Genomic DNA, 25,892 nt, shown 5'->3' with positions numbered 1-25,892 from the left:
GCTTGAATAGAGGCAGAGGGCGCTCGCTGCGCACAGATCCTGAAGGAGCACTTGGTGAAGTTCATCTCGACGCGCGGGGGCATGGATCCCGCGCCGTTCAGCGAAACTCTGATCGAAGGGCTGGCCCCAGACGGGGGACTTACGGTTCCCGAGCACTTGCCGACCGTGAGTCTCGCTGAGATCGAATCGTGGCGCGACCTTCGCTACTCTGAGCTGGCCACCGAGGTCATCAGCCGTTTTGCGACCGATATTCCTCGCGCGGAACTCGCGCGTATGTGCGCGGCTGCCTACGACTCCGAGAAGTTCGTGTCGCCAGAAATCGTGCCGCTGACACCGATCGGCGAGACCATCACGTTGGTTGGTCTCTCGGAGGGGCCGACACTCGCCTTCAAAGACATGGCGATGCAGTTTCTCGGAGAAGCGCTTGAGTACGTGTTGACGCAGCACGAGCGCACGCTCAATATCCTGGGGGCCACCTCGGGTGATACCGGATCCGCCGCCGAGTACGCGCTCCGCGGGAAAGACGGTGTCTCTGTGTTCATGCTGTCCCCACAGGGTCGCATGAGCGCCTTTCAGCGAGCACAGATGTACTCGCTCACAGAACCCAACATTCACAACATCTCGATCGACGGAGTCTTCGACGATTGCCAGAATCTGGTGAAAGAACTCTCTGGTGATCTTGAGTTCAAGCGTGCCCATCATCTCGGCACGGTGAATTCAATCAACCTGGGTCGCATCACCGCACAGGTCGTCTACTACTTCTGGGCGTGGCTGCGTGCGACCGATGCGCAGGGCGCAGAGGCGCGATCCACCCAACAAATCTCAGTCACCGTGCCCTCAGGAAACTTCGGGAACATACTGTCAGGTCACTTTGCGCGGCGCATGGGCGTGCCGATCCGCCGGCTCGTGCTCGCTGCCAACGAGAACAACGTGCTCGACGACTTCTTTCGGACCGGCATCTACCGGCCGCGAAGCGCGGCACAGACGCACGCCACCTCGAGCCCATCGATGGACATTTCGAAGGCGTCGAACCTGGAGCGGTTCATTTTTGACTTGGTCGGTGGTGACGGGACGGCACTGGCCGGCCTGTGGCAGCTACTCGACACCGAAGGCTCTTTCGACCTTACCGCCGAGCGTGATCGTTTCGCTGACGAGTTCGGTATCGTCAGTGGGACGAGTACACACGAGGACCGCGTATCGACCATCCGATCGGTTCACGCCGAGACGGGAATCATCATCGATCCCCACACAGCAGACGGCGTGAGGGTTGCGCGAGAGTACCTTGAACCCGGAGTGCCGATGCTCGTGCTCGAAACCGCAAAGCCGACGAAGTTCCCTGACATCGTTGAGGAGGCAATTGGCGAACGGCCAGCGCTGCCTCCGCACCTGGGCGGTTTACTTGATTTGCCACAGTACGTGACAGAGATGCCCGACAGTGCAGCCGAGTTGCGGAACTTCATCTCGGAGCGCGCGCTGCTCTAGAGACCCGCGTTAACGGAGGGAAGAAGTATGTTCGGGAGTCGGAAACGACGGCCGGGTCCAGAAGTGGGCGCCAGTCAGCCTCACCGTTACCCGCCGGTCGCTTCGACAAGCGTTGACGGTGGTAGCGTGTCCGCGCGCGGTCCGTGGCGCGACGGATTGGGGCTCCTGGCCACCCGTTCATTGCAGATCATCATCGTGGTGCTGCTTGTGGCTGGCCTCATCTGGGGGCTTCGGATTCTCAGCACCGTGGTGATCCCGATTCTTCTGGCGCTGATCCTCGCAAGCACATTCTGGCCCGCGACACGTTGGCTCCGCGCGCGGGGTGTTCCGGGAGCCTTGATTGCGGTGATCGAGCTCTTTGCCATCGTTCTGATCCTCTCGGGCGTCGCCTGGCTGATCACGTGGGCGGTGCGCGATCAGTGGGACGAGCTTTCGGCTCAGGCGCAGAGCGGTCTTCAGGAGTTACTGAGCTGGATCAATACCTTGCCGTTTGCGCCCAGCAGCGAGCAACTCGATGAGTGGCAGGGTCAGCTCGTGGATTTCATCACGACTGCCGACTTTGGCTCTGGTGCGGTGGCCGGCGTTGGCGCAGTCGCGAGCTTTGTCACTGGCCTCATTCTCATGGTCGTCGTGCTGTTCTTCTTCTTGAAGGACGGGCCAGCAATCTGGCATTTCGTCGTGCGACCCTTCGAGGGCCGATCACTTGCTCGTGCGGAACGTATTGGAGCAAAGACGGTAGACACGCTCGGATCGTACATTCGAGGCACTGCAAGCGTTGCACTGATTGACGCGGTGGGCATCGGCATTGGCCTAGTGATCTTGCAGGTGCCACTCGCGCTTCCGCTCGCGGTCTTGGTATTTCTGCTGTCGTTCATTCCGCTTGTCGGGGCGACCGTCGCCGGAATTCTCGCGGCTCTCGTCGCTCTCGTCGCAAATGGGCCGCTGAGCGCCGTTCTCGTGGTTGGGGTGGTCATTCTCGTGAATCAACTGGAGGGCAACTTCCTACAGCCCGTTCTCATGGGCCGCGCACTTCGCCTGTACCCTCTGGTCATTCTGCTCGCACTCACCGTGGGCACGGTGCTCGCAGGCATACTCGGAGCGGTGCTTGCGGTCCCTCTGGCCGCAGTGGCCTGGGGCATCATCCAGGTCTGGGACGGACCGGATCTCCCGGCGAAGTGGTTCAGAAATAACTCACCGCAGACAGAAAGGAGCGTCTCATGATTCGCTTCCTGCTCGGAGTCGCCACGAACCTCGTGTTGGCCGCGTTCGCTCTGTTGATTGCCGACTGGCTGCTCGCCGATGTCACGCTGCAGCTCGGCGGGTTTCTTGTTGCGGTGGCCATCTTCACCCTTGCCCAGTCGATTCTCGGTCCGTTCGTCTTCAACATGGCACGTAAGTACGCCTCGGCCCTGCTGGGTGGCGTGGGATTGGTTTCGACCTTTCTCGCACTCTGGGTCGCCACGCTGTTTTCCGGCGGAATTCAGATCAGCGGCACTGGCTGGGTCCTGGCCCCGCTAATCGTGTGGATCATCACCGCGCTCGGAGGGTGGATCATTCTGGGGATTTTTGTCGAGCGCTACCTGAAGAAGCGAGAGAAAATGAAGCTCGTTCGGCAGGCGACGAAACACAGGTAGCCTTGAGCACCCGTTCCCCCACTCGGCCCGAACTGTCGTGTATGGAGGTACGGGGGTGAGATCCTTGTGTTGACGGGAAACCTGAAGGCGGACGAAGTTCATTCACCGCCACGAACACGACGCGTGAGAAGGAGGTGGCGGTGCACCTGAAGAGCCTGACCCTCAAAGGGTTCAAGTCGTTCGCTCAGCCCACCACCTTCCAGTTCGAGCCCGGGGTCACGGCGATCGTCGGCCCCAATGGTTCGGGCAAATCGAATGTGGTTGACGCGCTCGCCTGGGTGATGGGCGAACAGGGGGCGAAAACCCTGCGCGGCGGAAAGATGGAAGACGTCATCTTCGCGGGAACCTCTACGCGGGGCCCGCTCGGCCGCGCAGAGGTGAAGCTCACTATCGACAATTCAGACGGCGCCCTTCCGATTGAGTATTCCGAGGTGACGATCAGTCGAACCCTGTTTCGAAACGGGGCGAGCGAGTACGCCATTAACGGCGAGGGGTGTCGACTCCTCGACGTGCAGGAACTCCTGAGCGATTCTGGATTGGGTCGCGAGATGCACGTGATCGTTGGGCAGGGCCAGCTCGATGCAGTGCTCCGTGCGACTCCGGATGATCGTCGGGGATTCATTGAGGAAGCCGCCGGTATCTTGAAGCATCGTAGGCGCAAGGAGCGTACCCTGCGCAAACTTGACGCGATGGAGGCGAACCTCACGCGTCTCAACGATCTCGCGGGTGAGATTCGCCGTCAGCTGAAGCCCCTGGGCCGCCAGGCCGAGGTGGCACGGGCGGCCCAGGGGATTGCGTCGGAGCTGCGTGACGCGAAGGCGAGGCTTCTCGCCGACGATGTCGCCAGGCTGCGCGTGGAACTCGATGCACTCGCTCAAAGCGAGGCGGAGCAGCATTCTGAGCGCATTGTGCTGCAGGAGCAGGTGGAACAGAAGCAGCTGCGGATCCAGCGACTCGAGCAGGATCAGCACAGCGACGAGCTCGATGCCGCCCGCAGGATCACGCTGGGTCTTGAATCTGCGCAATCCCGTCTCCGCGGCGTCTTCGCGCAGGCCCAGCAGCGACTGACCTTCCTCGCCACCCAGGCCGAGCCGCCCGAGCAGCAGGGCCGGCTGACCCGTGCCGCGCTCGACGAGGCGAACGAGGAGGCGAAGCAACTGGGCGAGGCATTGCCAGCGGTTGAAGCTGCGTGGCAACAGGCGGGCGATGCCACCTTGCGAGCCCAACGCGCCCTCGACGCGGTCGATGAGCACCTCGCTGCACAGAGCGCGCTGGTCTCCAAACACGACCTCGAGTTGTCGAAGCTCCGTGGCCACAGGGAAACGGCAGAGCAGAAGCTGGCCACGGTCGCTCAGGAGGTCGCGAGGCGCGAACTCGCCCTCACGCAAGCCGATGAGCGCGCACATTTAGCCCGGGAAGAACTGTCTGCCTTCGTATCGGAATTGAGCGAGGTCGAAGCCCCAGAGACCGGTCTCGACGATGCCTACCGCGGCGCACAAGACGCGCAGAGAGAGGCGGAGCGCGAGCGCGACGAGGTTCGCGAACGTCTCCATGAACTCGAACGAGAGCGTGCGGGGCTTGATGCTCGCATCAGCGCACTGGCGCGCTCGCTCGATCAGCGGGATGCCTCCGGTGCGTTGCTTTCACAAGTCCCTCGCGGACTGTCTGGCCGGGTAAGTGACCAAGTCCGCGTCGACGAGGGGTATAGTACCGCTGTCGCGGCCGCACTCGGTAAATTTGCCGACGCGTTGCTCGCAGACGATGCTGTAGCTGCCGATTCTGCGGTGGAGGCGGCCCACCGCCAGGATCTTGGTCGCGTGAGAATCGTAATCGCGCGTTCCGAGAGCGGTTTTGACCGTGAATCCGCCGGACCGAAGGTGCCGGGAGCTATTCGCGCGATCGACGTGACGCGCGCCCACGACGGCGTAATTGGCATGTTGGCGCGAAGCTATATCGTCGATGACCTGGCATCGGCTCGCGCGGCGGCGAAGCTCCTCCGCGAATCGTTGCCGTCGGGCGGCTTCACACTGGTCACCCTGGCCGGCGATGTCCTGACCGAGCACACGCTTACCGGGGGGTCTGGACTCGCCCCATCTCGCATAGAGCTCACCGCCGACCGCGAACAGGCCGAGCAGCGTCGCACCGCTCTGGCCGGTGAAATCGAGGAATTGAGCGCACAGCTCACCGACCTTCGAGACGCGGCTGGGCGTGCCAAGATCGAGGCAGACCGAGCCTTCGCCGACCTGCGGGCCGCAGATGCCCGGCTCGCAACCGTGGCCGAGCAGCGAAATCGCTTGACCGTGCGCGCCGAGGCAGGCCATGCCGAGGCGGATCGGGCGCGTCAGGCGCTGGCATCTGTTGCTGAAAGCGTCATCGATGCTCAGGCAGCGGTGGATCACGCCGTGCGTGAATGGGAGGAGGCCGAGGCTCGACCTCGCCCGATCTTCGACGCGAGCGAGCGTGATGCTCTCGCTGAGGAGGTTGAGCGTGCACGACAGGCCGAGGTCGAGCTGCGGCTTGAGCTGGAGACCGCCCGGGAACGCGCGAGAGCTGCCCGGGCGCGACATCTGCAGCTCGCCGATCAGTTCGATGCCGAGCGACATGCGGCCGAGGATGCCGCGCGTCGCGCCGTGCTTCGCGCCCGACAGGTCGCCCGAGCGGAGCGGGTGGCCAGTTTGTTGCCCGACATCCAAGCATCCTGCGACCGCTCCCTAGCCGAGGCGCGGGTGGCGCAACAGGCGGCCGAGCAAGAGCGTGCGAGGCATAGTCAAGAACTCACGCTCCTTCGCTCGGAGGAAGCCGAGCTGAGAAGGCGGCTGGTGGCTCTCACCGAGCGCGTGCACGGCGCGGAACTCAAGAGCTATGAGCGGAAATTGCAGATTTCCTCGCTTCTCGAGCGCTCGGGGAGTGAGCTTGGCCTGGTCGAGGAAGTCCTCATCGCTGAGTACGGGCCCGATCAGCTCATTCCCGTGCTGGGTGACGAGGAATGGGACGGCATCGCGCCAGAGCACGAGACCCCGACGGTTCCGTTCGTGCGAGCCGAACAGCAGAAGCGTCTCGCACGGGCCGAGAAGCGTCTCGCAGAGCTCGGTCGGATTAATCCGCTTGCGCTTGAGGAGTATTCGGCGCTTGAGCAGAGGCATGCCTTCCTGGCGGAACAACTGAAAGATCTATCGAAGACCCGAGCCGATCTACTGAAGATCATCGCCGATCTCGACGGGAAGATGCAGGGCATCTTCGCTGAGGCATTCGTGGACACGCAGGCGGCCTTCGCCGAGGTCTTCCCGGTGCTGTTCCCGGGCGGGTCGGGAGAAATCTTCCTCACCGATCCTGACGATCTGCTCGGTACTGGTATCGAGATGAACGTGCGGCCAGCAGGAAAGAAGGTCGAGCGGTTGTCGCTGCTCTCGGGTGGCGAGCGCTCGCTCGCGGCCGTCGCCTGGCTGATCGCGATCTTCCACGCTCGGCCTAGCCCGTTCTACATCATGGACGAGGTGGAGGCCGCCCTCGACGATGCCAACTTGGGTCGGCTCCTGCAGACCTTCGAGGGCCTCCGCAAGAACTCGCAGCTCATCGTCATTACCCATCAGAAACGGACAATGGAGATCGCGGACGCTCTGTATGGGGTGTCGATGCGGCAGGACGGGATCTCGGCGGTGGTTGGTCAGCGACTCGCGCGCGACGAAGAGCCCGCGGTCGCATAGCCGGTTGGGTCACGACTCGCTAACATCTGGGTCACAACCGGGCCACGCCGGCCGTTCCCAGGTGTCAATTCGCTAGGCTCAAGCACAGTGTCGCAATGTTGCGACCATGGCCATTCGGTATGAAAGGTGTCATTAATGAAAATGATTTCCCAGAGATCGGCGGGCGCGCTTGCGCTGGTCGCAAGCGCTGCGCTGGTACTGACCGCCTGCTCCGGAAGTGAGCCAGCCGAAACCGCGCCCGCGGAGGAAAGCAGCACCGGTGCGCTGAAGATCGCAACGCTCCTCCCACAGACCGGGTCCCTCGGCTTCCTCATGCCACCAGTTCAGGCTGGCATCGCTCAGGCGCTGGTCGACATCAATGCCGCAGGCGGTGTGCTCGGTGAAGATGTCGAGATTGTTGCCGAGGCCAATGAGGGCGACGGCGCCGACATCACCATCGTGGAGAAAGGCGCAGACGATGTTATCGCCAGCGGAGCGTCCTTCGTTCTCGGAGCGATGAGTTCCTCGCGTACCCTGCACGTGGTCGAAAAGATCACCGGCGAGGGGCTCCTCATGGGCTCCCCATCGAACACCGCATCAGGTTTGAGCGGGATCAGCCCGAACTACTTCCGCACCGCTCCGCCGGACTCGGTACAGGGCAACGCACTCGCAAACCAGATTCTTGCCGACGGTAAGAGCAGCGTGGCCTTTATGACCTTCAACGATGACTACGGTCTCGGTCTGCGCGACACTATTCAGGAAGTGCTGGAAGCCGGCGGCGCCGAGATTGCGTACGGCGCGAAGGGCGAAGGCAACGAGTTCCCGGTTGATCAGACTTCGTTCTCGGCTGAGGTGACGGCAGCGAAGGCTTCCGGTGCCGATGCGCTCGTGATCGTGACCTTCGACCAGATCAAGGCGATCATTCCTGAACTCGTGGCGCAGGGTGTCGATCTTTCGACCGTCTACCTCGTCGATGGCAACATCAACGGTTTCGAAGCTGACTTCGATCCGGGCACCCTCACGGGTGCTCAGGGCTCGATCCCAGGTGCACAGGCCGACGAGGAGTTCCAGACTCAGCTGAAGGAGATCTATTCCGCTGAGTTCGGTGGAGAGCTTGTCAGCTTCACCTACGCTCCCGAAGCCTACGACTTGGTGACGATCGTTGCTCTGGCCGCAACCAAGGCAGGTGCGACGGATTCGGCATCGATCCAGGCTGAGCTCGCCGCGGTTACCGGTGCGAACGGCGGCGAGGAGTGCAACACCTTCGCCGATTGTGCAGCGCTCTTGGAATCCGGTGAAGAAATTGCCTACGTCGGGAAGTCGGGCACGGGCCCGTTGAATGCTGACAACGATCCGTCGTCAGCGTCGATCGGCATCTACAAGTACGATGAGTCGAACAACCCCGTGTTCCAGCGCGCGGTTGAAGGTGCGATCTAGGCCTCGACCCGGGTACGCAGAAATGGCCGGTTCCTGGGAACCGGCCCTTTCTCGTGCCCTACTCGCGCGACCCATCCGCCTGTGATTTGCTCGCCTCAGACTCGACATCTGCGGCCAACGTGCCTAAGTAAAGCGCAATGACCTTGGGATCGTTTGCGAGTTCGCGACCGGGCCCTTCGTAGGCGTTCTTGCCCTGATCGAGTACGTAGGCGCGATCGCAAATCTGGAGGCAGCGGCGTGCATTCTGCTCGACCATGATGATGGTGACTCCCGTGCGGTTGATCTGCCTGGTGCGGATGAAGGTTTCATCTTGTCGCACGGGAGAAAGGCCCGCACTGGGCTCGTCCAGCAGCAGCACCTTCGGATCCATCATCAGTGCGCGCGCCATGGCGACGGACTGCCGTTCTCCGCCGGATAGGGATCCAGCGCGCTGCCGTCGACGCTCGGCCAACATCGGAAACAGATCCCACATTTCGGCGACGCGAGACTGAAACTCCTTTGGCTTCAGGAAGAGTCCCATCTGTAGGTTTTCTTCAATCGTCAAGGAGGGGAACACGTTGTTCGTCTGCGGAACGAACCCGACTCCCTTGCGCACGAGCTGATTCGTTGCCTGATTCGTCACGTCTTCTCCGTCGAGGGTGACTGTTCCCTCGCGAATATCTACGAGCCCAAAGAGGGCCTTCAGGAGCGTCGATTTTCCGGCACCGTTGGGTCCAATAATTCCGATGAGTTCTCCCTGGTAGGCCTCAAGCGAGCATCCGTTCAGAATGTTGACTCCGGGCAGATACCCTGCGGTGACGTTGTCGGCTTTCACCACGAGCTGCTGATCTGTCATCGCGATTCCTCCTTGGCTTCCTGGGTAATCGCCCGGATCACACCGGTCGTGAGCACGTCATCGTCTCCGAGATCTCGGTCATGATGTGCCCCGAGGTACGCGTCGACGACAGCGGAGCTCGTCATGATTTCTTCGGGCAGCCCCTCGGCGATGAGCTCGCCCTGTGCCATGACCACCACCCAGTCGCTGATGTGCCGCACCATGTGCATGTCGTGCTCGACGAACAGCACGGTGGTGCCCTCGTCGCGCAGTGCCTGAATGTGATCGAGCAGACTCTGCGTGAGGGCTGGGTTTACGCCAGCCATTGGCTCGTCGAGCATGATCATGGCGGGGTTTGACATCAACGCGCGTGCCATTTCAAGAAGTTTCTTCTGGCCGCCCGACAGGTCTCCCGCCATGTCCTGCTTCTTGGTGTCGAGTTTGAAGCGAGCGAGAAGTTCTTCGGCCCGCTCGATGTTTTCCTTTTCTCGCTTCACCCAGAGCGGCTTGAACAACCCCACGAGGAGGTTCTCGCCCGGCTGATTGTTCGCGCCAATCAGCATGTTTTCAAGCACAGTCATTCGACCCAGCGCTTTGGTGAGTTGAAAGGTTCGTACCATCCCCGCACGGGCCGCCTGAGACGCGGCTGTGCGAGTCATTGTCTTCCCGTTGAATGACCAGCTTGCGTCGCCGCCACCGATCAGTCGCTTCGCGTTCGAGGGTTGGTCAAACCCAGTGATGAGGTTGAAGAAGGTTGTTTTCCCCGCCCCATTGGGTCCGATGAGTGCGGTAATCGCTCCTCGTTCAACCTCAAGGTGATCCACATGTACAGCGGTCATTCCGCCGAAGCGACGTTCAATATGATCGACTGTGAGAATCGGGTCGAATTTTGCGACACCGGGAACCTGATCAAGGGTGCGCAGCCGTGCGCGGAGCGCCTGGCGATCATAGGGGTAGCTCTGCTCACTAGACATTGAACGACAGCTCCTTCTTGTTCCCGAGTATTCCTTGCGGTCTGAATATCACCAGCAGCATGAGCGAAATGCCGATGAGGATCCAGGCGAGTTGCTCAGTCTGCTGCGCATTCAAGAGGCTCGAGGGTACAAACTCACCAGCCAGTGAAGTCAGCAGCAAACGGACGATGAAGAAGATCAGCGTGCCGAGGAGGGGACCAAAGATGGTGGCTGCGCCACCGAGCAACATGATCATCCACAGATTGAAGGTAGCTGGGCGCCCCATTGAATCGGGCTGCATGGCGCTTGGCAGGGCCATGACGATGCCGCCCAGCGCACCGAGCACACCGCCGAGAATGAGCGCCTGCATCTTGTATGCGTAAGAGCTCTTGCCCAGGCTTCGCACCGCGTCTTCATCCTCGCGGATACCCTTCAGCACGCGACCCCAGGGGCTACGCATGAGAGACCATGTGATCAGGATGAAGAGTGCAACCAGGCCCCACGCGACGATCCTCGTCCACCAATCGTCAATGCCCGTGTTGTTGTAGGTCAGGCCGAGGAAGGTTGTCTTTCCCTCTGGGAGTGGCGACAAAGCGGTAAAGACGTGCCGATATTGCGATCCGGCGAGTCCTGTAGGACCTCCTGTCACGTCTTGCAGTGACGCGAGCCGAACGATCATTCGCAGGATCTCGGCCGCCGAGATGGTCACGATCGCGAGGTAATCTCCCCGAAGTTTGAGCGTGGGGATACCGAGGATCAGTGCGAAAATGATCGCCGCGACCATCGAGACCAGGATCGCGGTCCAAAACCCCGCCCCGAGCACGACGGAGACACCGAAGCCATAGGCGCCGACCAACATGAATCCGGCTTGTCCCATGTTCATCAGGCCGGTAAACCCGAAGTGAATATTGAGACCTATTGCTGCGAGCACAAAGGCCGCGGTGGTCGGCGAGAAGGCCGTCTGCAGCAGGCTTGTGAGAAGTCCAGTCCAGAAATCCATGAGATGCTCCTAGCCGATCCGCTCTTTGCGACCGAAAATGCCCTGTGGCCGAACCAACAGGATCAGGATGAGAAGTAAGAGTGCAGTCGCGAATTTGAGGTCTCCAGGCAGCCAGAGGTTGGTGAGTTCGACCATCATGCCGATGATCATCGAACCGACGAACGCCCCGAATGCGGTTCCCAGCCCACCCAGAGTGACCGCGGCAAAGAACAGCAGCAGCATCTGACCGCCAGTGAACCACGTCAGGCCGTTGAAGACGAGCCCGAAGAAGACCCCGGCGAGGCCAGCCAGGCCACCTCCAACGATCCAAACAACGTTGATGACGCGGTCAACATCGATGCCTGAAGCGCGAGCTAGCGCAGGATTGTCTGAAATTGCTCGAGTGGCGCGACCGAATCGGGTGAATGTGAGACCGAGGCCGACGGCAATGATCGCGATGAGAGAGACGCCCATTGCCAGATATGACTGCACGGTGAGGGTGACCCCGAAGAGAGTGAATGTAGACGGGGTTGCGGTGTCGATGCGCACCACGCTGGAACCGAAGAAGAACTGGAACAGATACTGCATGGTGATCGAGAGGCCGATCGACACGATCATGAGTTGCATCAGGCTCAGTCTGCGTTTACGGAGTGGTTTCCACAGCACCTTGTCTTGGGCCCATCCGAACGCGGCCGATGCCGCCACCGCAAGGATTGCCGCGAGCCAGAGATTTCCGGTAAAGGTCATGAAGAGTGCGGCGAGGAGGCCACCGAGCGTCACCATCTCGCCCTGGGCAAAGTTGCTGAGCCCGGTCGTGCCAAACACGAGTGAGAGGCCCAACGAAGCGAGTGCGATGAGGAGTCCCATCCGAATGCCGGAAACAAACTGCTGCCAGAACCTGGGCCACGAGAAATCGGATGAGGATCCGGCAGACGACCCTGAACTCTCGGCCGCTGCGCTCGCCGCAGAGGCCTCGGGATCGTCACTCAGCGGGAAGAGTGCACTCGCGAGGTTGTTCAGCTCAACCGTCACCTCGCGGCTATCGACCGATTTGAAGTATTGCCCATCGGGAAGTGTGTCTCCATCGACCGTCACGGTGTAGGTGCCAGCCGCAGTGACAGCGAAGACCCACTTACCCTCGGCATCGGTCTCAACTGACTGCTTTTCAGAGCCGCCGCTCAGCGACACCTTCACTCCCGCAGCTGGCGATCCATCGGTGCCTTTGATGATGCCTTGCACGCACCCGGTGCTCGCGTCGGGTACGCATTCCAACGCGAGAGCCGGTGTGGCGACGAAGAGACCGCTGAGGAGTGCGAGGACTATCCCAAGCAGCAGGGCCATGCTCAGCGGGCGTCTTGTGCGGACGGATAGGGCCGTTGTTCCGGTCACGGTACCTCCGTTGGCTTACGCGCCCGGCCACATTACGCAGGCGCATCGAATAGTGAGAAGCGTAGCGGAGTATCGACGCGGCGAGAGGTGAAAACCGCACTCCTAGCAGGGCTTCGTAACCAAACGGGAATATACCCTCAGATATGACAACCAAATTTGTGGGTGAGCGCTGACAGATACACTCGACTTATGGCTGAGCGATCCTGGTCAATTGCACACGTGTTCCGCGGCCTCAAAGGCGGCACCGAGAAGATCACCGACGATACCTGGGATGACTTGGAGACGGCACTCATCTCCGCCGACTTCGGGCCTGACATTGCCGAGTCGGTTCTCGATGACTTGCGCGCGGAGGTCGAACGGCACCGGGTGACCGAGGTGAAAGAGTTGCGCCGGATGCTGCGCGAGGCGATCGAGGCTCGCCTCGCAAGCTTTGATCCGACCCTGCGCTTGTCTGAGCGCCCGGCTGTGGTGCTTGTCGTCGGAGTCAACGGGGTGGGAAAGACAACCACCATTGGCAAACTCGCCAAGTACCTGACAACGTTCGACAAACGCGTCGTCGTGGGTGCCGCAGACACATTTCGTGCGGCCGCGGTTGAGCAGCTCGCAACGTGGGCTGAGCGCGCGGGCGTCGACATTGTGCGGCCGCAGCAGCACGGTCAGGATCCGGCCTCCGTGGCGTTCCAGACGGTCGAGCGTGCCATCCGTGAGGGGTACGACGTTGCGATCATCGACACCGCCGGACGCCTGCAGACAAAAGGTGGCCTGATGGATGAGCTCTCGAAAGTGCGACGAGTGATTGAAAAGCAGGCACCCATTGCCGAGGTGCTGCTCGTGCTTGATGCGACGACCGGCCAAAACGGGCTTGCCCAAGCGGAGGCATTCATCGAGCACGCCGGAGTCACGGGTCTCGTTCTCACGAAGCTCGATGGGTCTGCAAAGGGTGGATTTGTGCTTGCGGTTCAGCATAAGACGGGCCTTCCCATCAAATTGATTGGCCAGGGCGAAGGGATCGGCGACCTCACCGGCTTCACCCCGCACGTCTTTGCACAGCAGCTCATCGGGTGACCGTGGAGACACCCCGCTAGAATTGAGCCACCATGGCAACTTTCGGAAACCTCTCGGCCCGTCTGACCGACACCTTCAAGAACCTTCGTACCAAGGGCAAGCTCTCTGCGGCAGATATTGACGGCACGGTGCGGGAGATCCGCCGCGCGCTGCTTGAGGCCGACGTCGCGCTCGAAGTGGTGAAAGCCTTCACCGCGAAGGTGCGCGAGCGAGCGCTCGGAGACGAGGTGAACAAGGCGCTGAATCCGGCGCAGCAAGTGGTGCAGATCGTGAACGAGGAGCTGATCGGCATCCTCGGTGGCGAGCAGCGCCGATTGCAGTTCGCTAAGAATCCCCCCACGGTCATCATGCTGGCGGGCCTGCAGGGCGCGGGTAAGACGACGCTGGCGGGCAAGTTAGCCAAGTGGCTGAAGGATCAGGGGCACACCCCGATGCTGGTGGCTTGCGATCTGCAGCGACCGAACGCGGTGACCCAGCTCGGGGTGGTTGCCGAGCAGGCGGGTGTCGCGATCTTTGCTCCAGAGCCAGGCAACGGAGTGGGCGACCCGGTGCGGGTCGCGAAACAGGGTGTTGCCGCGGCGAAGACAAAGTTGCACGACTTTGTCATTATCGACACGGCTGGCCGACTCGGCGTTGATGCCGAACTGATGCGCCAAGCAGCAGACATACGGAAGGCGACGAACCCTGACGAGGTTCTCTTCGTGATTGACGCAATGATCGGCCAAGATGCGGTTGCCACCGCACAGGCGTTTCAGGAAGGCGTTGACTTCACGGGCGTGGTGCTCACGAAACTCGATGGAGATGCCCGCGGCGGTGCGGCCCTGTCGATCCGGAGCCTCACCGGGCGCCCGATCCTCTTTGCCTCGACGGGCGAGGGGCTTGCGGATTTTGAACCCTTCCACCCCGACCGGATGGCCAGTCGAATTCTCGATTTGGGAGACGTGCTCACCCTCATCGAACAGGCGCAACAGGCCTTCGACGAGGATGCGGCACGTCAGGTAGCGGATAAGATCGCGAACGATCAGTTCACGCTCGACGACTTCTTGAAGCAGATGCAGCAGCTGCGTGGTGCCGGGTCCCTGAAGAAGATGATGGGCATGCTGCCGGGCATGGGCAAGATGAAGGAACAGCTCGAGAACTTCGATGAGCGTGAGATCATCCACACCGAGGCAATCATCCAGTCGATGACGCCAGCGGAGCGACAGAATCCGAAGGTACTCAACGGATCGCGTAGGCTCCGCATCGCCAAGGGATCAGGGATGACCGTAACTGAGGTGAACTCGCTGGTGCAGCGCTTCGAGCAGGCTGCGAAGATGATGAAGACGGTCGCGCGCGGGGGTGTGCCACAGATTCCCGGTATGGGTCCCATGCCGGGAATGGGACACGGTGGAAAGAAGAAGCCTCAGGCAAAGAAGAAGGGATCGTCCCGATCCGGCAACCCGGCCAAGCGTGCTCAGCAGGCAGAACTGGGTTCTGTGAGCTCGGGATCCGCTCCCGCGGGGTCAGGGTTTGGGCTCGGCGGCACCTCCGCTGCGCCCTCGGAGCAAGACCTGGCGCAACTGCAGCAGATGCTGGGCAAGGGGCTGCGCTAGCTACAGCGCCAGGCCATGTTCGAACTCTCCGATGAGTGAGTCAACGACCGCCCGAAGGGCCTCGGGTCCACGTCCGTGCGCCTCAAATACAGACAGTTGACGTTCGGCGCTACTGCCGGAGCGCAGCACGCGAGTGACGTCCGCGAGTTCGGCGGCGCAGCCCAAGCGATGAGCGATGGGGGTGAGCGCGGCGACCAGTTCGCTCAGGTGTTCTCGCAGCGGCATCTCCGAACCGTGCCTATCGACGATGATGTGTGCATCGAGACCGTAGCGCGCTGCGCGCCATTTGTTCTCGCGCACGAACCAGGGCTGGAGGCGGGGGAGGCCCTCTCCGCGGTCGAGGAGGGTTTGGAAATGCTCCGTCATGCACTGGACAAGCGCAGCCAGGGCGCCGATCTCCGCGAGCGTCGATGCGCCATCGCACGCGCGAACCTCGATAGTGCCCCAGCGTGGCGCCGGTCGAATGTCCCAGCGGGCTTCCGTTGGCTCCGCGATGATGCTCGTCTTTGCGAGGTCAGCGAGCACCCGTTCGACATCGCCCCACTCGTCGAAATCCCAGGGGAGTCCGGCCGTCGAAAGCTGCTGGAACATAAGGGTGCGATTGGACGCGTACCCGGTGGCTTCGCCGGCCCACAGGGGGCTGGAAGCGGAGAGAGCAAGCAGGTGGGGGAGATGGGCAAGGAGTGCGTGCATGAGCGGCACTACGCGATCCCTCCGATCTACTCCAATGTGCACGTGCACGCCCCAAATGAGCATGTTCCTGCCCCACCAGCGGTAGCGTTCGATGAAGCGGTCGTATCGTTCACTCGGGGTGACGGTCTGTTCCTCCCAACGGCTAAACGGATGGCTTCCCGAGCCGATCAGCGTCGCGCCGTGATCCGCCGCAACCGTTTGTACTGCGCCAGCCAGGGTGCGCAGATCCGCGGTCGCGTCGCACACCCGTGCGTGGGGTGCCGTGACCAGTTCGACGGTGTTCTCGAGCAGCTCACTTGCCAAGTGCGGAAACGCGTTGGTCGGATATTGGCTCTGCAGGTTGCTGAGGATCCGGGGAGCCACACACGAGAGGGCGCGGGTGTTGCGGTCGACCAGGGCCAACTCCCACTCGATCCCGAGCGTGGATCGAGGGGACGGTGCGAACGCAATCGACATCGGTGCCTCCCGGGTGTTCCGTGGGGCTCCAGACTACTTTGATGTGCGGAATGGTCATAAAAGCCCAGGTCGCGACATAAATTGCATTTCCACCAAGTTCATGGGAGGATTGATCGGTTCGCGCACACTGCGCGTCAGGCTTCCGCGTTACTTTGGCGCGGCGTCGTTTACACATGTTGAAGGAGCCCTCATGGCAGTCAAGATTCGCCTCAAGCGTCTCGGTAAGATCCGCGCACCCTACTACCGCATCGTCGTTGCCGACTCGCGCACCAAGCGTGACGGTCGCGTGATCGAGGAGATCGGCAAGTACCACCCCACCGAGCAGCCCTCGTTCATTGAGGTGAACAGCGAGCGCGCGCAGTACTGGTTGAGCGTTGGCGCGCAGCCGACCGAGCAGGTTGCCGCGATCCTGAAGCTGACTGGCGATTGGGGCAAGTTCACCGGCAAGGGTGACACCGAGTCGAAGGTGCTGCCAGTCGAGCCCAAGCCTGTCTTTGAGGTCAACGCCTCGAAGAAGCCTGTGCTTCGCCCCAAGACTGAAAAGGTAGTCGAGGCTCCCGCAGAGGCCCCCGTCGAGGCTCCTGCTGACGAGGCCGTAGAGGCCGAGACGACCGAGGCGTAAGACTGTGGCGGTATCGCTGGCTGCGGCACTGACGCACCTTGTGAAGGGGATCGTTGAACATCCCGACGAGGTGCGCGTCGAAAGTAGTGACACTGCGCGTGGCGAGCTGCTTGAGGTGCGCGTGCATCCGAGCGATCTCGGTCGTGTGATCGGTCGCGGCGGTCGCACCGCACAATCGCTGCGCACTGTGATCGGCGCGATGAGCGAAGGTCGTCGCGTTCGCATAGACGTGGTCGATACCGACGCGAACGAAAGTGCGTAATGTCTGACGCACCCAAACGCGCGCAAGCTCCCCGCCCCTCAGAGGGGCCGGGGAGCTTGCGCGTTGGCCGCTTGACCAAGCCGCATGGGCTCAAGGGTGGAATTAAGCTCGAGCTCTACACGGACAATCCCGAAATGCGGTTCGTTCCCGGGGCAGTGTTTCACCTCCAGGTTCCCGACGATTCTGAGTGGTTTGGCCGCACCATCGTGCTGCGCGAGCTGCGTTGGTTCAACGGGGTTCCCGTCGGCTTCTTCGCAGAAGTTACCGATCGTTCCGCTGCGGAGAGCATCGTGCGGGCCATTCTCTGGATTGATGAGGCTGCGGTCGAAGCAGGCGAAGAAGAAAATGCCTGGTATGACCATCAACTCAAGGGTCTCGACGTGCGTCGCGACGGTGTCTCGGTGGGCACCGTGGCTGAGGTGCAGCATTTTCCGGCGCAAGATCTGCTCGCAGTGAAGACGGCGAATGGTATCGTGCTGGTGCCGTTCGTCGAAGCAATCGTGCCCAGCGTTGATCTAGAAACGGGGGTCGTGACCGTCACCCCACCTGAGGGTCTCTTCGAAGATCTGCCCGAAGACAGCGCACAACCGGAGGGGGCCGGCACGTCGAGCGAGTCTTCGACCGAAGGGGCCGACGCGGTATGAAGATCGACATCGTGACGATCTTCCCGGGGTATTTCGACACGCTTGAACTCTCGCTGCTCGGTAGGGCGAAGGATCGTGGCCTCCTCAATGTGCAGGTGCACGACCTGCGTGGTTTCGCACTTGACCGGCATCGCACCGTCGACGATACCCCGACGGGTGGTGGTGCCGGCATGGTGATGAAGCCCGAGCCCTGGGGTGCAGCACTTGACACGATCCTTGCCGCATCTCATACCGAAGCTGCGTCTGAACCAGACTCGGTTGCAGATACGGCTGGCCGATCCGCCGAGCCGCTCATCATCTTTCCCTCACCGGCGGGCGACGTATTCACCCAGGCGATGGCCCGCGAACTCGCCACAGAACGTCACCTGGTATTTGGCTGCGGGCGCTACGAGGGCATCGACCAGCGGGTCGTTGACGAATACGCTGAACGCGGTCGCGTGCGGCTCGTGAGTCTGGGCGACTATGTGCTTAACGGCGGCGAGGTCGCGACCCTTGCGATGATCGAGGCGATCGGGCGCCTCTTGCCCGGCGTCGTCGGAAACCCCGAGAGTCTTGTTGAGGAGTCCCACGAAGACGGGCTTCTCGAATATCCGAGCTTCACGAAGCCGCCGTCGTGGCGAGGCCGCGACGTGCCGCAAGTGCTCCTCAGTGGCAATCACGCCGCAATCGCTGCGTGGCGTCACGAGCAGCGGATCGAGCGCACGCGCCAGGTGCGCCCCGAGCTGCTTCCGCCCGAAGCCTAAGAGTCGGTCCACACCCAAAATTTGTGGCATAATAGACACTTGTGCCACGGTGCGGCACTGCCGCGAGGGTCCGCACACACCGTGAATCACACCTAGCTTTCACCACTATTCATTTGCGTGCCGACTTGCGGCGGGCGCAGAGAGAGACAATCATGCAGAAGCTCGACCTGGTCGATGCCCCGTCGCTGAAGAGCGACATTCCCGATTTCCGCGCCGGCGACACCGTGAAGGTACACGTCAACATCGTTGAGGGTAACCGCTCGCGTGTCCAGGTGTTCCAGGGCATCGTGATCTCCCGCCACGGCGAAGGCGTGCGCGAGACGTTCACAGTGCGCAAGATCAGCTTCCAGGTGGGTGTCGAGCGTAAGTTCCCCGTCCACACACCGGCGATCGAGAAGATCGAGGTCGTCAGCCGCGGCGATGTGCGCCGTGCGAAGCTGTACTACCTGCGTAGCCTTACCGGCAAGAAGGCCAAGGTCAAGGAGAAGCGCGACTTCTAGTCGACCTTTGAGACGCACTCAGGCTCCCCCCGTTTTCGGGTGGGAGCCTGTTGCGTGTTGAGACCTCCCAGTGGGAGTCATCCACTTATCGATACAGTGGATCACAGCGTCTCGCGGCCTCGCATCCCGCTCGTCGACCGAACTCCCGGAGCCTCATGACCGATGTACCAGCCAGCGCCGAACGCACCTTCGGCGGCGGCATTCTGCGGTTCCTCCGAGATCTGCTCATCATTTTGCTCGTCGCGTTCGTGGTGTCGTTTCTCTTGAAGACCTTCCTCGTCCGAAGCTTCTATATTCCCTCAGGTTCCATGGAACGAACGCTCGAGGTGAACGATCGCATCCTGGTGAATCAACTCGTTCCTGAACTCGTCGATGTGCAGCGTGGTGACGTCGTCGTGTTTCGAGACCCGGGTGGGTGGCTGAACCTCCCGATTAGCGTGACGGGTGCCACTCCCGGCCCAATCGAACAGCTTCTGCAGACCGTCGGACTTGCCGCAGACACGAGCGCCGACTACGTCATTAAACGGGTAATCGGTATCGGGGGCGACCATGTGGTGTGCTGCGACGCGGACGGTCGGGTGACGGTGAATGGGGTGCCGCTCACCGAACCGTATGTCGTTGTTCCTGAGGGCATCTCTCGCGTCTCCGAAATGGACTTCGACGTGGTGGTGCCAGCCGGCTCGGTGTGGGTGATGGGCGACAACCGCTATAGCAGTCGAGACTCCCGGTATAACCAGGATCAACCGGGCAAGGGTTTCGTCTCTGAGGAAGAGATCGTTGGTCGTGCTTTCGTGCTGAATTGGCCACTTGATCGTTTGAGTGTGCTGGGGAATTATCCCGACACCTTCCTAGGAGTATCTGAGGCTGCCAAATCAGAGTCTTCAGGAACGAATGAGTCGCCCACGGGCGAGGCAGATGCCCCCGAGTGACGCCTCGAAAGATCCCACGCTGGAGTTCGAGTCTGCCTGCTTCGAAGACGGAGTGCCGCTCGTCATCGGGGTCGACGAGGTCGGGCGTGGAGCGGTGGCGGGGCCCGTTGCGGTGGGGGTGCACGCCGTCATAGCTGGCACGCCGAGCTTCCCCCAGGGGCTTCGCGACTCGAAGCTCTTGAGCGAGAAACGCAGGGAGACGCTGGCACCACTTGTGGCAGCATGGGGCGCGGGCGCCGTGGGGTACGCCTCGGCTGCCGAGATCGACGAGCGGGGAATCATCTGGGCGTTAGGCGAGGCGGCCCGCCGCGCGCTGCTGACACTGCACGGCTCGGGGGTTGCGGTACAACAGGCGCTGATCCTGGTCGACGGTTCCCATGACTGGCTGACCCCCGCTCTGCGCACGCCGCTCACCGTGCGCACGCGGGTGGGTGCCGATCGAGGCTGTGCGAGTGTGGCCGCGGCATCGGTGCGGGCAAAAGTGGATCGCGACGCCGTCATGCGGGAGGCGCACCTTGCGCATCCCCACTACGGCTGGGACTCCAACAAGGGCTATGGGGCACAGGCGCACTACTTGGGTATCAATGAGCACGGGCTCACCGAGTTTCACCGTAAGTCTTGGATTCACTGATGCCCGAACGTCCGAGGGCCCAAGCGATAGGCTGATGTGGTGAGCACGCACGGAACTGCGAACGACGCACCGATCGGAGTTTTTGACTCGGGAGTCGGTGGGCTCACCGTCGCCCGGGCCATTCGCGATCTCCTGCCTGGTGAATCGATGATTTACGTGGGCGACACCGCCCACACCCCCTACGGACCGCGTCCGATCGCCGAGGTGCGACGCTTTTCTCTGGAGATTCTCGATGGGCTCGTCGACCAGGGCGTGAAGATGCTGGTCATTGCCTGCAACACGGCGAGCGCCGCAATGCTGCGCGACGCGCACGAACGCTATGACGTACCGGTCGTTGAGGTGATCGGCCCAACGGTGCGAAGCGCGATGTCGATCACCCGCAACGGGCGCGTGGGCCTCATCGGCACGCAGACCACGATCCAGTCGCGCGTGTATGACGACCTGTTCAGCATGCGCCCCGAGATCTCGCTCTCGACCCAGGCCTGTCCTCGTTTTGTCGAACTCGTGGAGTCTGGGCAGACCAGTGGATCCGAGGTGCTCGAGATCGCCCGCCAGTACCTCTCAGGGCTTGTCGAACACGACATCGACACCCTGGTACTCGGGTGCACCCACTACCCGTTCTTGCGAGGGGCGATCGGACAGGTCGTGGGTGCCGACGTTGCGCTGGTTTCGAGTGACATCGAGACCGCGCGAGAGGTCTACCGGGTGCTCACCGAGCGAGACCTCCTGCGTGACCCCGCGGCTGGGGAGCCGAGCCTGAGGTACGAGGCCACCGGCGCAGACACGGCGAAGTTTGTTGAACTTGCCCGGCGCATGCTTGGCATTGGCATCGAATCGGTCGATCTGCTCCACACGGGTGCCATTCAACTGCCACAATAGGGCCGAATCCTGCCTGTTGTTCTCTGTCTGGATCGGGTATTGATCCTCCAGCTGTCGACTGATCCACTTGTTGCGAAAGACAAACCGAAAGAGTGTTATGAGTGAGCCAAACCGCGCCGACGGGCGCACCGCATCGCAGTTGCGCCCAGTGACCATTGAGCGCGGTTGGAGCAAGCAGGCCGAGGGGAGCGCGCTCATTTCCTTCGGCGATACGCGGGTGCTGTGCACCGCCTCGTTCACCCCGGGCGTTCCGCCGTGGCTTCGTGGCAAAGGCACGGGGTGGGTGACGGCCGAATACTCGATGATCCCGCGATCCACCAATGAACGCATGCAGCGTGAATCGGTGAAGGGTAAACTCGGCGGACGCACCCACGAGATCTCACGTCTGATCGGCCGCAGCTTGCGGGCAGTGGTCGACATGAAGGCCCTGGGAGAGAACACCCTGGTCATCGACTGCGATGTGCTGCAGGCCGATGGAGGCACACGCACGGCGGCGATCACGGGAGCCTATGTCGCACTCGCCGATTCGATCGAGTGGGCGCGTGCCGCTGGCCACATCGCGAGAAAGGCAGTGCCCCTCACCGACAGCGTTGCGGCGGTCTCCGTCGGCATCATTGACGGTGTGCCGATGAGCGACCTGGCATATGTCGAGGACGTGCGTGCCGAGACCGATATGAATGTGGTCGTCACCGGATCGGGCGACTTCATCGAGGTGCAGGGCACCGCGGAGGGTGCGCCATTCAACCGCGCTGAACTCGACGCGCTGCTTGACCTGGCGCTGGTATCCACTGCCGAACTCCGACAGATGCAGCGGGCGGCGCTCGAAGGCTCACTGTGACCACGCGAATCGTGCTCGCCTCGCACAACGCTCACAAGCTCGAGGAACTGCGGAGAATCCTTGCGCCGTTGGTGCCCGGCATCGAGCTCATCGGGTACGACGGGCCAGAGCCAATCGAGCCCGGGGTGACGTTCGAGGAGAACGCCCTGATTAAGGCACGCGCGGCAGCATCACACACGGGTCTGCTGGCGCTCGCCGACGACTCAGGAATTTCTGTCGGCGTGCTCGGCGGCAGCCCCGGCATCTTCTCTGCCAGGTGGGCGGGTCCCGCCCGAAGCGATGAGGCGAACGTGCAACTCCTGCTGTGGCAACTGAGCGACATCGCCGATGTGTATCGTGGCGCTGCCTTCGTGTGCGCGGCGGCGCTCGTGACACCCGACGGGAGTGAGCGGGTGGTGCGTGGTGAATGGGCCGGGTCGATCCTTCGCGAGACAGCGGGTGCGGGAGGATTTGGCTACGACCCCATCTTTCTCCCCGAGGGCGAGACGCGCTCGGCTGCCGAGCTGAGCCCTGCGGAGAAGGACGCGGCATCGCACCGGCGACGCGCGTTTACCTCGCTCGCGCCAGAAATCCAGAAGCTCACCGCGTAGTCATGAAGCACTGACGAGAGACCGAGAAGGAACACGCAATGTCCGAGCAGTTCACGGGCGGGTTGATCCGCCCAACCGTTTCCGAGGCCGATGCCGAACGCATTGCCCGCGAACGCTACGGCCTCACTGTGGTGGCGACTGAGCTCGGGAGCAATCAGGATCGCAACTTCCTCCTCGAGGAGCCGGACGGCACCCGCAGTGTGCTGCGGGTCGACAACCCGGTCTTCGGTGATGAGGCACGAGACGGTCAGCACGCGGCACTCGAGGCCTATCGTGCGGCTGGTGTGGCGGTCGCCTCGGTGCTGCCGGGTCTGAATGGCGAGCTGACGCAGCGCTTTGGCGACTTCGCCGTGCGGCGCAGCGAGTTTGCGGCGGGTGAGGCCATGGTCGATCATGGATACCTCGCCCCGGGGGTGCTCGCGGAGTTCGGTGCGCTCGCCGCCGCATCGGTGCAGGCGCTCGAAGGCCTCAGCCACCCCGGGCTCGACCGCGCCCACATGTGGGACATGCGGGTGGCGCATGCCGAGACCCTGAAACTGGCTGCGTCGATAGCGGATCACGCGCTGCGCGCTCGCGTGCTCGACGCAGCGGAGGATGCCCAACGGGAACTTGCGAAGGTCGCCGAAGCGCTTGCCGTGCAGGCGATCCACGGCGATCTCACCGACGACAACGTCATGGGTCGGCGCGGTGACGACTCGCGACTGCACCCGCATACCGTGCTCGACCTCGGTGACCTCGCCTACGGGTGGCGTGTGGCAGAGCTCGCGGTCACGGTGGCTTCGATGCTGCACCACGAACCCGCACGGCCGCTGCGGGCGCTCGAGACGATCGCGGCGTTCCATGAGTCGGCCCCGCTGTCGGATGCCGAAGCCCGTGCGCTCTGGCCGCTGGTCGTGCTCCGCGCGACCGTGCTCGTAGCGAGCGGATGGCGGCAGTTGGAGATCGACGGCGACAACGCGTACGCGCGTGACCGGGTCGCGGGGGAGCAGGCGATCTTCGATGCCGCCACCACGGTGCCGCTTGCCGAGGTCACCGAACTTGTGCTCGCACGGCTGGGGTTTCCCGGCCGCGCGGCGGGTGCGGGCCTCGCAGCGGTGAGTACTCCCACGGGAGCGGGAGGCCGCCCGCTGAAGGCGATGCTTCCCGGTCTCACGGGGGAAGTGCGCATTCTCGACCCGGGGGTCGAATCCGAGACCCTTGACGCGGGGAAGTGGATGGCGGGAAACGCCGAGTCATGCCTCGTGGCAGACGCACTTGCGGGTGGCGCAGACGCCGCGGTATTCCCTTACGGCGTCTACCGGCTCACTCGCACGGTGGTCGACGCAACCGACACAGCCGCCACCTGGCCATCCTTCACGGAGATCTGGGTGGCCGGGGGAGCCGCCCTCGAGGTGACCGCGCCGGTCGATGCGCGAGTGAGATCGGTCAGTGCAGACGCGATCACGCTTGAGGTTGATGTCGATTGGCTCTTGCAGATCGCGGGGGTGCTGCCTGACGTGCGCCCGGGTACGGTACTTCGCGCTGGGGCGGGCATCGGATCGCTCGCACGATCCGCGAAAGCTCGTCCCATCACGGTGAGTCTCCTCCGGGCAGATGCGCCGCTTCGGGTGACGACCGCCGAACCTGCCCCACCGACGTTCGCTCTGCCCGATCGGGTGCCAGCCTGGCGTCGATTTACTCACGACCCGGCATCGTTTCTCGGGCTTCCCACGCTTGCGCAGCGCGACGAGGCGGCCGATGAGCAGCTCCGCCGCGAGCACATCTTTGCCTCGGCGCAGGAGCGGTATTACGAGCGCCCCATGCAGATCGAGCGGGGCTGGCGGCATCACCTGATCGACACGACCGGCCGCGCATACATCGACATGGTCAACAACGTCACCGGCATCGGTCACGGGCATCCGGGAGTGGCCGATGCGGTTAATCGCCAGATCCGCATCCTGAACACGAACTCCCGTTTCCTCTACCGCGAGCTCGCCGAGTACAGTGAGCGGCTGCTCGCGCTGCTGCCGCAGAACTCAGGCCTCGATACGGTGCTGCTGGTCAATAGCGGATCAGAGGCCGTCGATCTCGCTCTGCGGCTGGCGCAGGCGGCGACTGGTCGTAAGACCGTTGTGGCGCTGCGCGAGGCGTATCACGGCTGGACCATGGCATCTGACGCGGTAACCACCTCCGCCTACGACAACCCCTACGCACTGCAGAACCGTCCGGATTGGGTGCACGTTTCCGACGTGCCAAACCGATTCCGGGGCACCTATCGCGGCGAGGACACAGGGCCGCGGTACGCGGCGGATCTCGGCGACGACCTGCGGGCGCTCGCCGAAGGCGGGCGCGATGTCGCTGCCTTCATCTGCGAGTCGGTGCTCGGGAATGCCGGCGGCGTGCTGCTGCCGGAGGGGTACCTCGCCGATGTCTACGAGCGCGTGCGGGCGGCGGGCGGTCTGTGTATCGCTGACGAGGTGCAGGTGGGCTTTGGACGCATGGGGTCGAGCTTCTGGGGATTCGAGCAGTCGGGTGTCATTCCCGACATCGTCACCATCGCGAAGCCGATGGGCAATGGCTTCCCGATCGGCGGTGTCATCACCTCCAAGCGGATCGCCGATGCCCTTGCCACTCAGGGCCAGTTCTTTTCCTCCGCCGGCGGAAACCCACTGAGCTGCCGCGTGGGCATCGCGGTGCTCGATGCGATGCGCGACGAGGGACTGCAGGAGAACGCACGCATCGTCGGGGGTCGCCTCGCGGACGGCTTCCGTGCGCTCGCCGAAAAGCACCAGATCGTCGGGCCGATCCACGGTGAAGGGCTCTACCTGGGTGTCGAACTGGTGCGGAATCGCGAGACGCTGGATCCCGCGACGCAGGAGGCCTCGGCGATCTGCGAGCGGTTGCGTGAGCTCGGGGTCATCGTGCTCACCACGTCCGAGCGTTCGAACGTGCTGAAGGTCAAGCCGCCGCTCACGCTGAGTGCAGAGAGCGCAGACTTCGTGGTCGCGGCGCTCGACCGGGTGCTCACCGAGGGCTGGTGACGAACCAAGCCAGACAAGCGAGCCCCCTGTTCAAATACGGGGGGCTCGCTTGCGCTC

At 62.6% G+C, this 25,892-nt stretch carries 23 protein-coding genes; 18 read left to right on the top strand and 5 right to left on the bottom strand.

What is annotated here, in order from left to right:
- Positions 1-54: 54 nt before the first annotated feature.
- The 5 genes from thrC (at position 55) to ACR0R4_RS08805 (ending at position 8,236) form a co-directional block, all read left to right on the top strand.
- Entirely contained in the window at positions 55-1,482 is a 1,428-nt protein-coding gene (gene thrC, locus ACR0R4_RS08825) for a threonine synthase (RefSeq protein ID WP_433646994.1), read from the top strand.
- A 126-nt stretch (positions 1,483-1,608) separates the two neighbouring features.
- On the top strand, positions 1,609-2,703 hold the full coding sequence (locus ACR0R4_RS08820) for an AI-2E family transporter (RefSeq protein WP_433646993.1): 1,095 nt from the start codon (positions 1,609-1,611) through the stop codon (positions 2,701-2,703).
- Positions 2,700-3,116 (top strand): phage holin family protein, encoded by a 417-nt coding sequence (locus ACR0R4_RS08815; RefSeq protein WP_433646992.1) that lies wholly within the window; start codon positions 2,700-2,702, stop codon positions 3,114-3,116. The genes ACR0R4_RS08820 and ACR0R4_RS08815 overlap by 4 nt, the downstream gene beginning before the upstream one ends.
- 140 nt (positions 3,117-3,256) lie before the next feature.
- Positions 3,257-6,820: a chromosome segregation protein SMC gene (gene smc / locus ACR0R4_RS08810; RefSeq protein ID WP_433646991.1), complete on the top strand. Its 3,564-nt coding sequence runs from the start codon at positions 3,257-3,259 to the stop codon at positions 6,818-6,820.
- Positions 6,821-6,955: 135 nt separating this feature from the next.
- Positions 6,956-8,236 (top strand): ABC transporter substrate-binding protein, encoded by a 1,281-nt coding sequence (locus tag ACR0R4_RS08805; RefSeq protein WP_433646990.1) that lies wholly within the window; start codon positions 6,956-6,958, stop codon positions 8,234-8,236.
- Between the two features lie 58 nt (positions 8,237-8,294).
- Here ACR0R4_RS08805 and ACR0R4_RS08800 read toward each other — a convergent pair whose 3' ends face one another.
- Genes ACR0R4_RS08800 through ACR0R4_RS08785 form a run of 4 tightly spaced genes read right to left on the bottom strand, consistent with a single transcriptional unit; the run spans position 8,295 to position 12,371 of the window.
- The gene (locus ACR0R4_RS08800) at positions 8,295-9,071 is read right to left on the bottom strand and encodes an ABC transporter ATP-binding protein (RefSeq protein WP_433646989.1); all 777 of its coding nucleotides are present in this window, start codon (positions 9,069-9,071) and stop codon (positions 8,295-8,297) included.
- Positions 9,068-10,024, bottom strand: coding sequence for an ABC transporter ATP-binding protein (locus ACR0R4_RS08795; protein ID WP_433646988.1), 957 nt, complete (start codon positions 10,022-10,024; stop codon positions 9,068-9,070). Before ACR0R4_RS08795 ends, ACR0R4_RS08800 begins: the two co-directional genes overlap by 4 nt.
- Positions 10,017-11,003 (bottom strand): branched-chain amino acid ABC transporter permease, encoded by a 987-nt coding sequence (locus ACR0R4_RS08790; RefSeq protein ID WP_433646987.1) that lies wholly within the window; start codon positions 11,001-11,003, stop codon positions 10,017-10,019. Before ACR0R4_RS08790 ends, ACR0R4_RS08795 begins: the two co-directional genes overlap by 8 nt.
- 9 nt (positions 11,004-11,012) lie before the next feature.
- Entirely contained in the window at positions 11,013-12,371 is a 1,359-nt protein-coding gene (locus tag ACR0R4_RS08785) for a branched-chain amino acid ABC transporter permease (RefSeq protein ID WP_433646986.1), read from the bottom strand.
- A 189-nt stretch (positions 12,372-12,560) separates the two neighbouring features.
- Between ACR0R4_RS08785 and ftsY the strand changes: the two genes are divergently transcribed.
- Positions 12,561-13,436: a signal recognition particle-docking protein FtsY gene (gene ftsY, locus ACR0R4_RS08780; protein ID WP_433646985.1), complete on the top strand. Its 876-nt coding sequence runs from the start codon at positions 12,561-12,563 to the stop codon at positions 13,434-13,436.
- A 32-nt stretch (positions 13,437-13,468) separates the two neighbouring features.
- A complete protein-coding gene (ffh, locus tag ACR0R4_RS08775; protein WP_433646984.1) occupies positions 13,469-15,028 on the top strand; it encodes a signal recognition particle protein in 1,560 nt (519 codons plus the stop codon).
- Here the strand turns inward: ffh and ACR0R4_RS08770 are convergent, their stop codons facing one another.
- Positions 15,029-16,177 (bottom strand): glutamate--cysteine ligase, encoded by a 1,149-nt coding sequence (locus ACR0R4_RS08770; RefSeq protein WP_433646983.1) that lies wholly within the window; start codon positions 16,175-16,177, stop codon positions 15,029-15,031.
- A 190-nt stretch (positions 16,178-16,367) separates the two neighbouring features.
- On the opposite strand from ACR0R4_RS08770, the gene rpsP reads away from it, so the two are divergent.
- From rpsP to ACR0R4_RS08715, 11 genes are all read left to right on the top strand, one after another.
- Complete coding sequence (rpsP, locus tag ACR0R4_RS08765) at positions 16,368-16,799, top strand: 30S ribosomal protein S16 (RefSeq protein ID WP_433646982.1); 432 nt, start codon at positions 16,368-16,370, stop codon at positions 16,797-16,799.
- Between the two features lie 4 nt (positions 16,800-16,803).
- A complete protein-coding gene (locus ACR0R4_RS08760) occupies positions 16,804-17,061 on the top strand; it encodes an RNA-binding protein (protein ID WP_433646981.1) in 258 nt (85 codons plus the stop codon).
- Positions 17,061-17,705, top strand: a complete 645-nt coding sequence (gene rimM, locus ACR0R4_RS08755; RefSeq protein ID WP_433646980.1) for a ribosome maturation factor RimM — start codon at positions 17,061-17,063, stop codon at positions 17,703-17,705. The genes ACR0R4_RS08760 and rimM overlap by 1 nt, the downstream gene beginning before the upstream one ends.
- The gene (gene trmD, locus ACR0R4_RS08750) at positions 17,702-18,448 is read left to right on the top strand and encodes a tRNA (guanosine(37)-N1)-methyltransferase TrmD (protein WP_433646979.1); all 747 of its coding nucleotides are present in this window, start codon (positions 17,702-17,704) and stop codon (positions 18,446-18,448) included. The genes rimM and trmD overlap by 4 nt, the downstream gene beginning before the upstream one ends.
- Positions 18,449-18,600: 152 nt before the next feature.
- Complete coding sequence (gene rplS / locus ACR0R4_RS08745) at positions 18,601-18,948, top strand: 50S ribosomal protein L19 (protein ID WP_433646978.1); 348 nt, start codon at positions 18,601-18,603, stop codon at positions 18,946-18,948.
- A gap of 155 nt (positions 18,949-19,103) precedes the next feature.
- Positions 19,104-19,877 (top strand): signal peptidase I, encoded by a 774-nt coding sequence (gene lepB / locus ACR0R4_RS08740; protein WP_433646977.1) that lies wholly within the window; start codon positions 19,104-19,106, stop codon positions 19,875-19,877.
- Positions 19,864-20,508 carry a ribonuclease HII gene (gene rnhB, locus ACR0R4_RS08735; protein WP_433646976.1) on the top strand — a complete coding sequence of 215 codons (645 nt, stop codon included), beginning with the start codon at positions 19,864-19,866 and terminating at the stop codon, positions 20,506-20,508. Before lepB ends, rnhB begins: the two co-directional genes overlap by 14 nt.
- A 39-nt stretch (positions 20,509-20,547) precedes the next feature.
- Positions 20,548-21,387, top strand: a complete 840-nt coding sequence (gene murI, locus ACR0R4_RS08730; protein ID WP_433646975.1) for a glutamate racemase — start codon at positions 20,548-20,550, stop codon at positions 21,385-21,387.
- A gap of 97 nt (positions 21,388-21,484) precedes the next feature.
- Complete coding sequence (gene rph / locus ACR0R4_RS08725) at positions 21,485-22,225, top strand: ribonuclease PH (RefSeq protein WP_433646973.1); 741 nt, start codon at positions 21,485-21,487, stop codon at positions 22,223-22,225.
- Positions 22,222-22,815, top strand: a complete 594-nt coding sequence (gene rdgB, locus ACR0R4_RS08720; RefSeq protein WP_433646972.1) for an RdgB/HAM1 family non-canonical purine NTP pyrophosphatase — start codon at positions 22,222-22,224, stop codon at positions 22,813-22,815. The genes rph and rdgB overlap by 4 nt, the downstream gene beginning before the upstream one ends.
- A gap of 38 nt (positions 22,816-22,853) precedes the next feature.
- A complete protein-coding gene (locus ACR0R4_RS08715) occupies positions 22,854-25,835 on the top strand; it encodes an aminotransferase (protein WP_433646971.1) in 2,982 nt (993 codons plus the stop codon).
- Positions 25,836-25,892: the final 57 nt, after the last annotated feature.

The organism is Leucobacter fengyongliangi, assembly GCF_050971685.1.
Lineage (GTDB): Bacteria > Actinomycetota > Actinomycetes > Actinomycetales > Microbacteriaceae > Leucobacter.
This window is presented reverse-complemented; position numbering and strand designations above follow the sequence as displayed.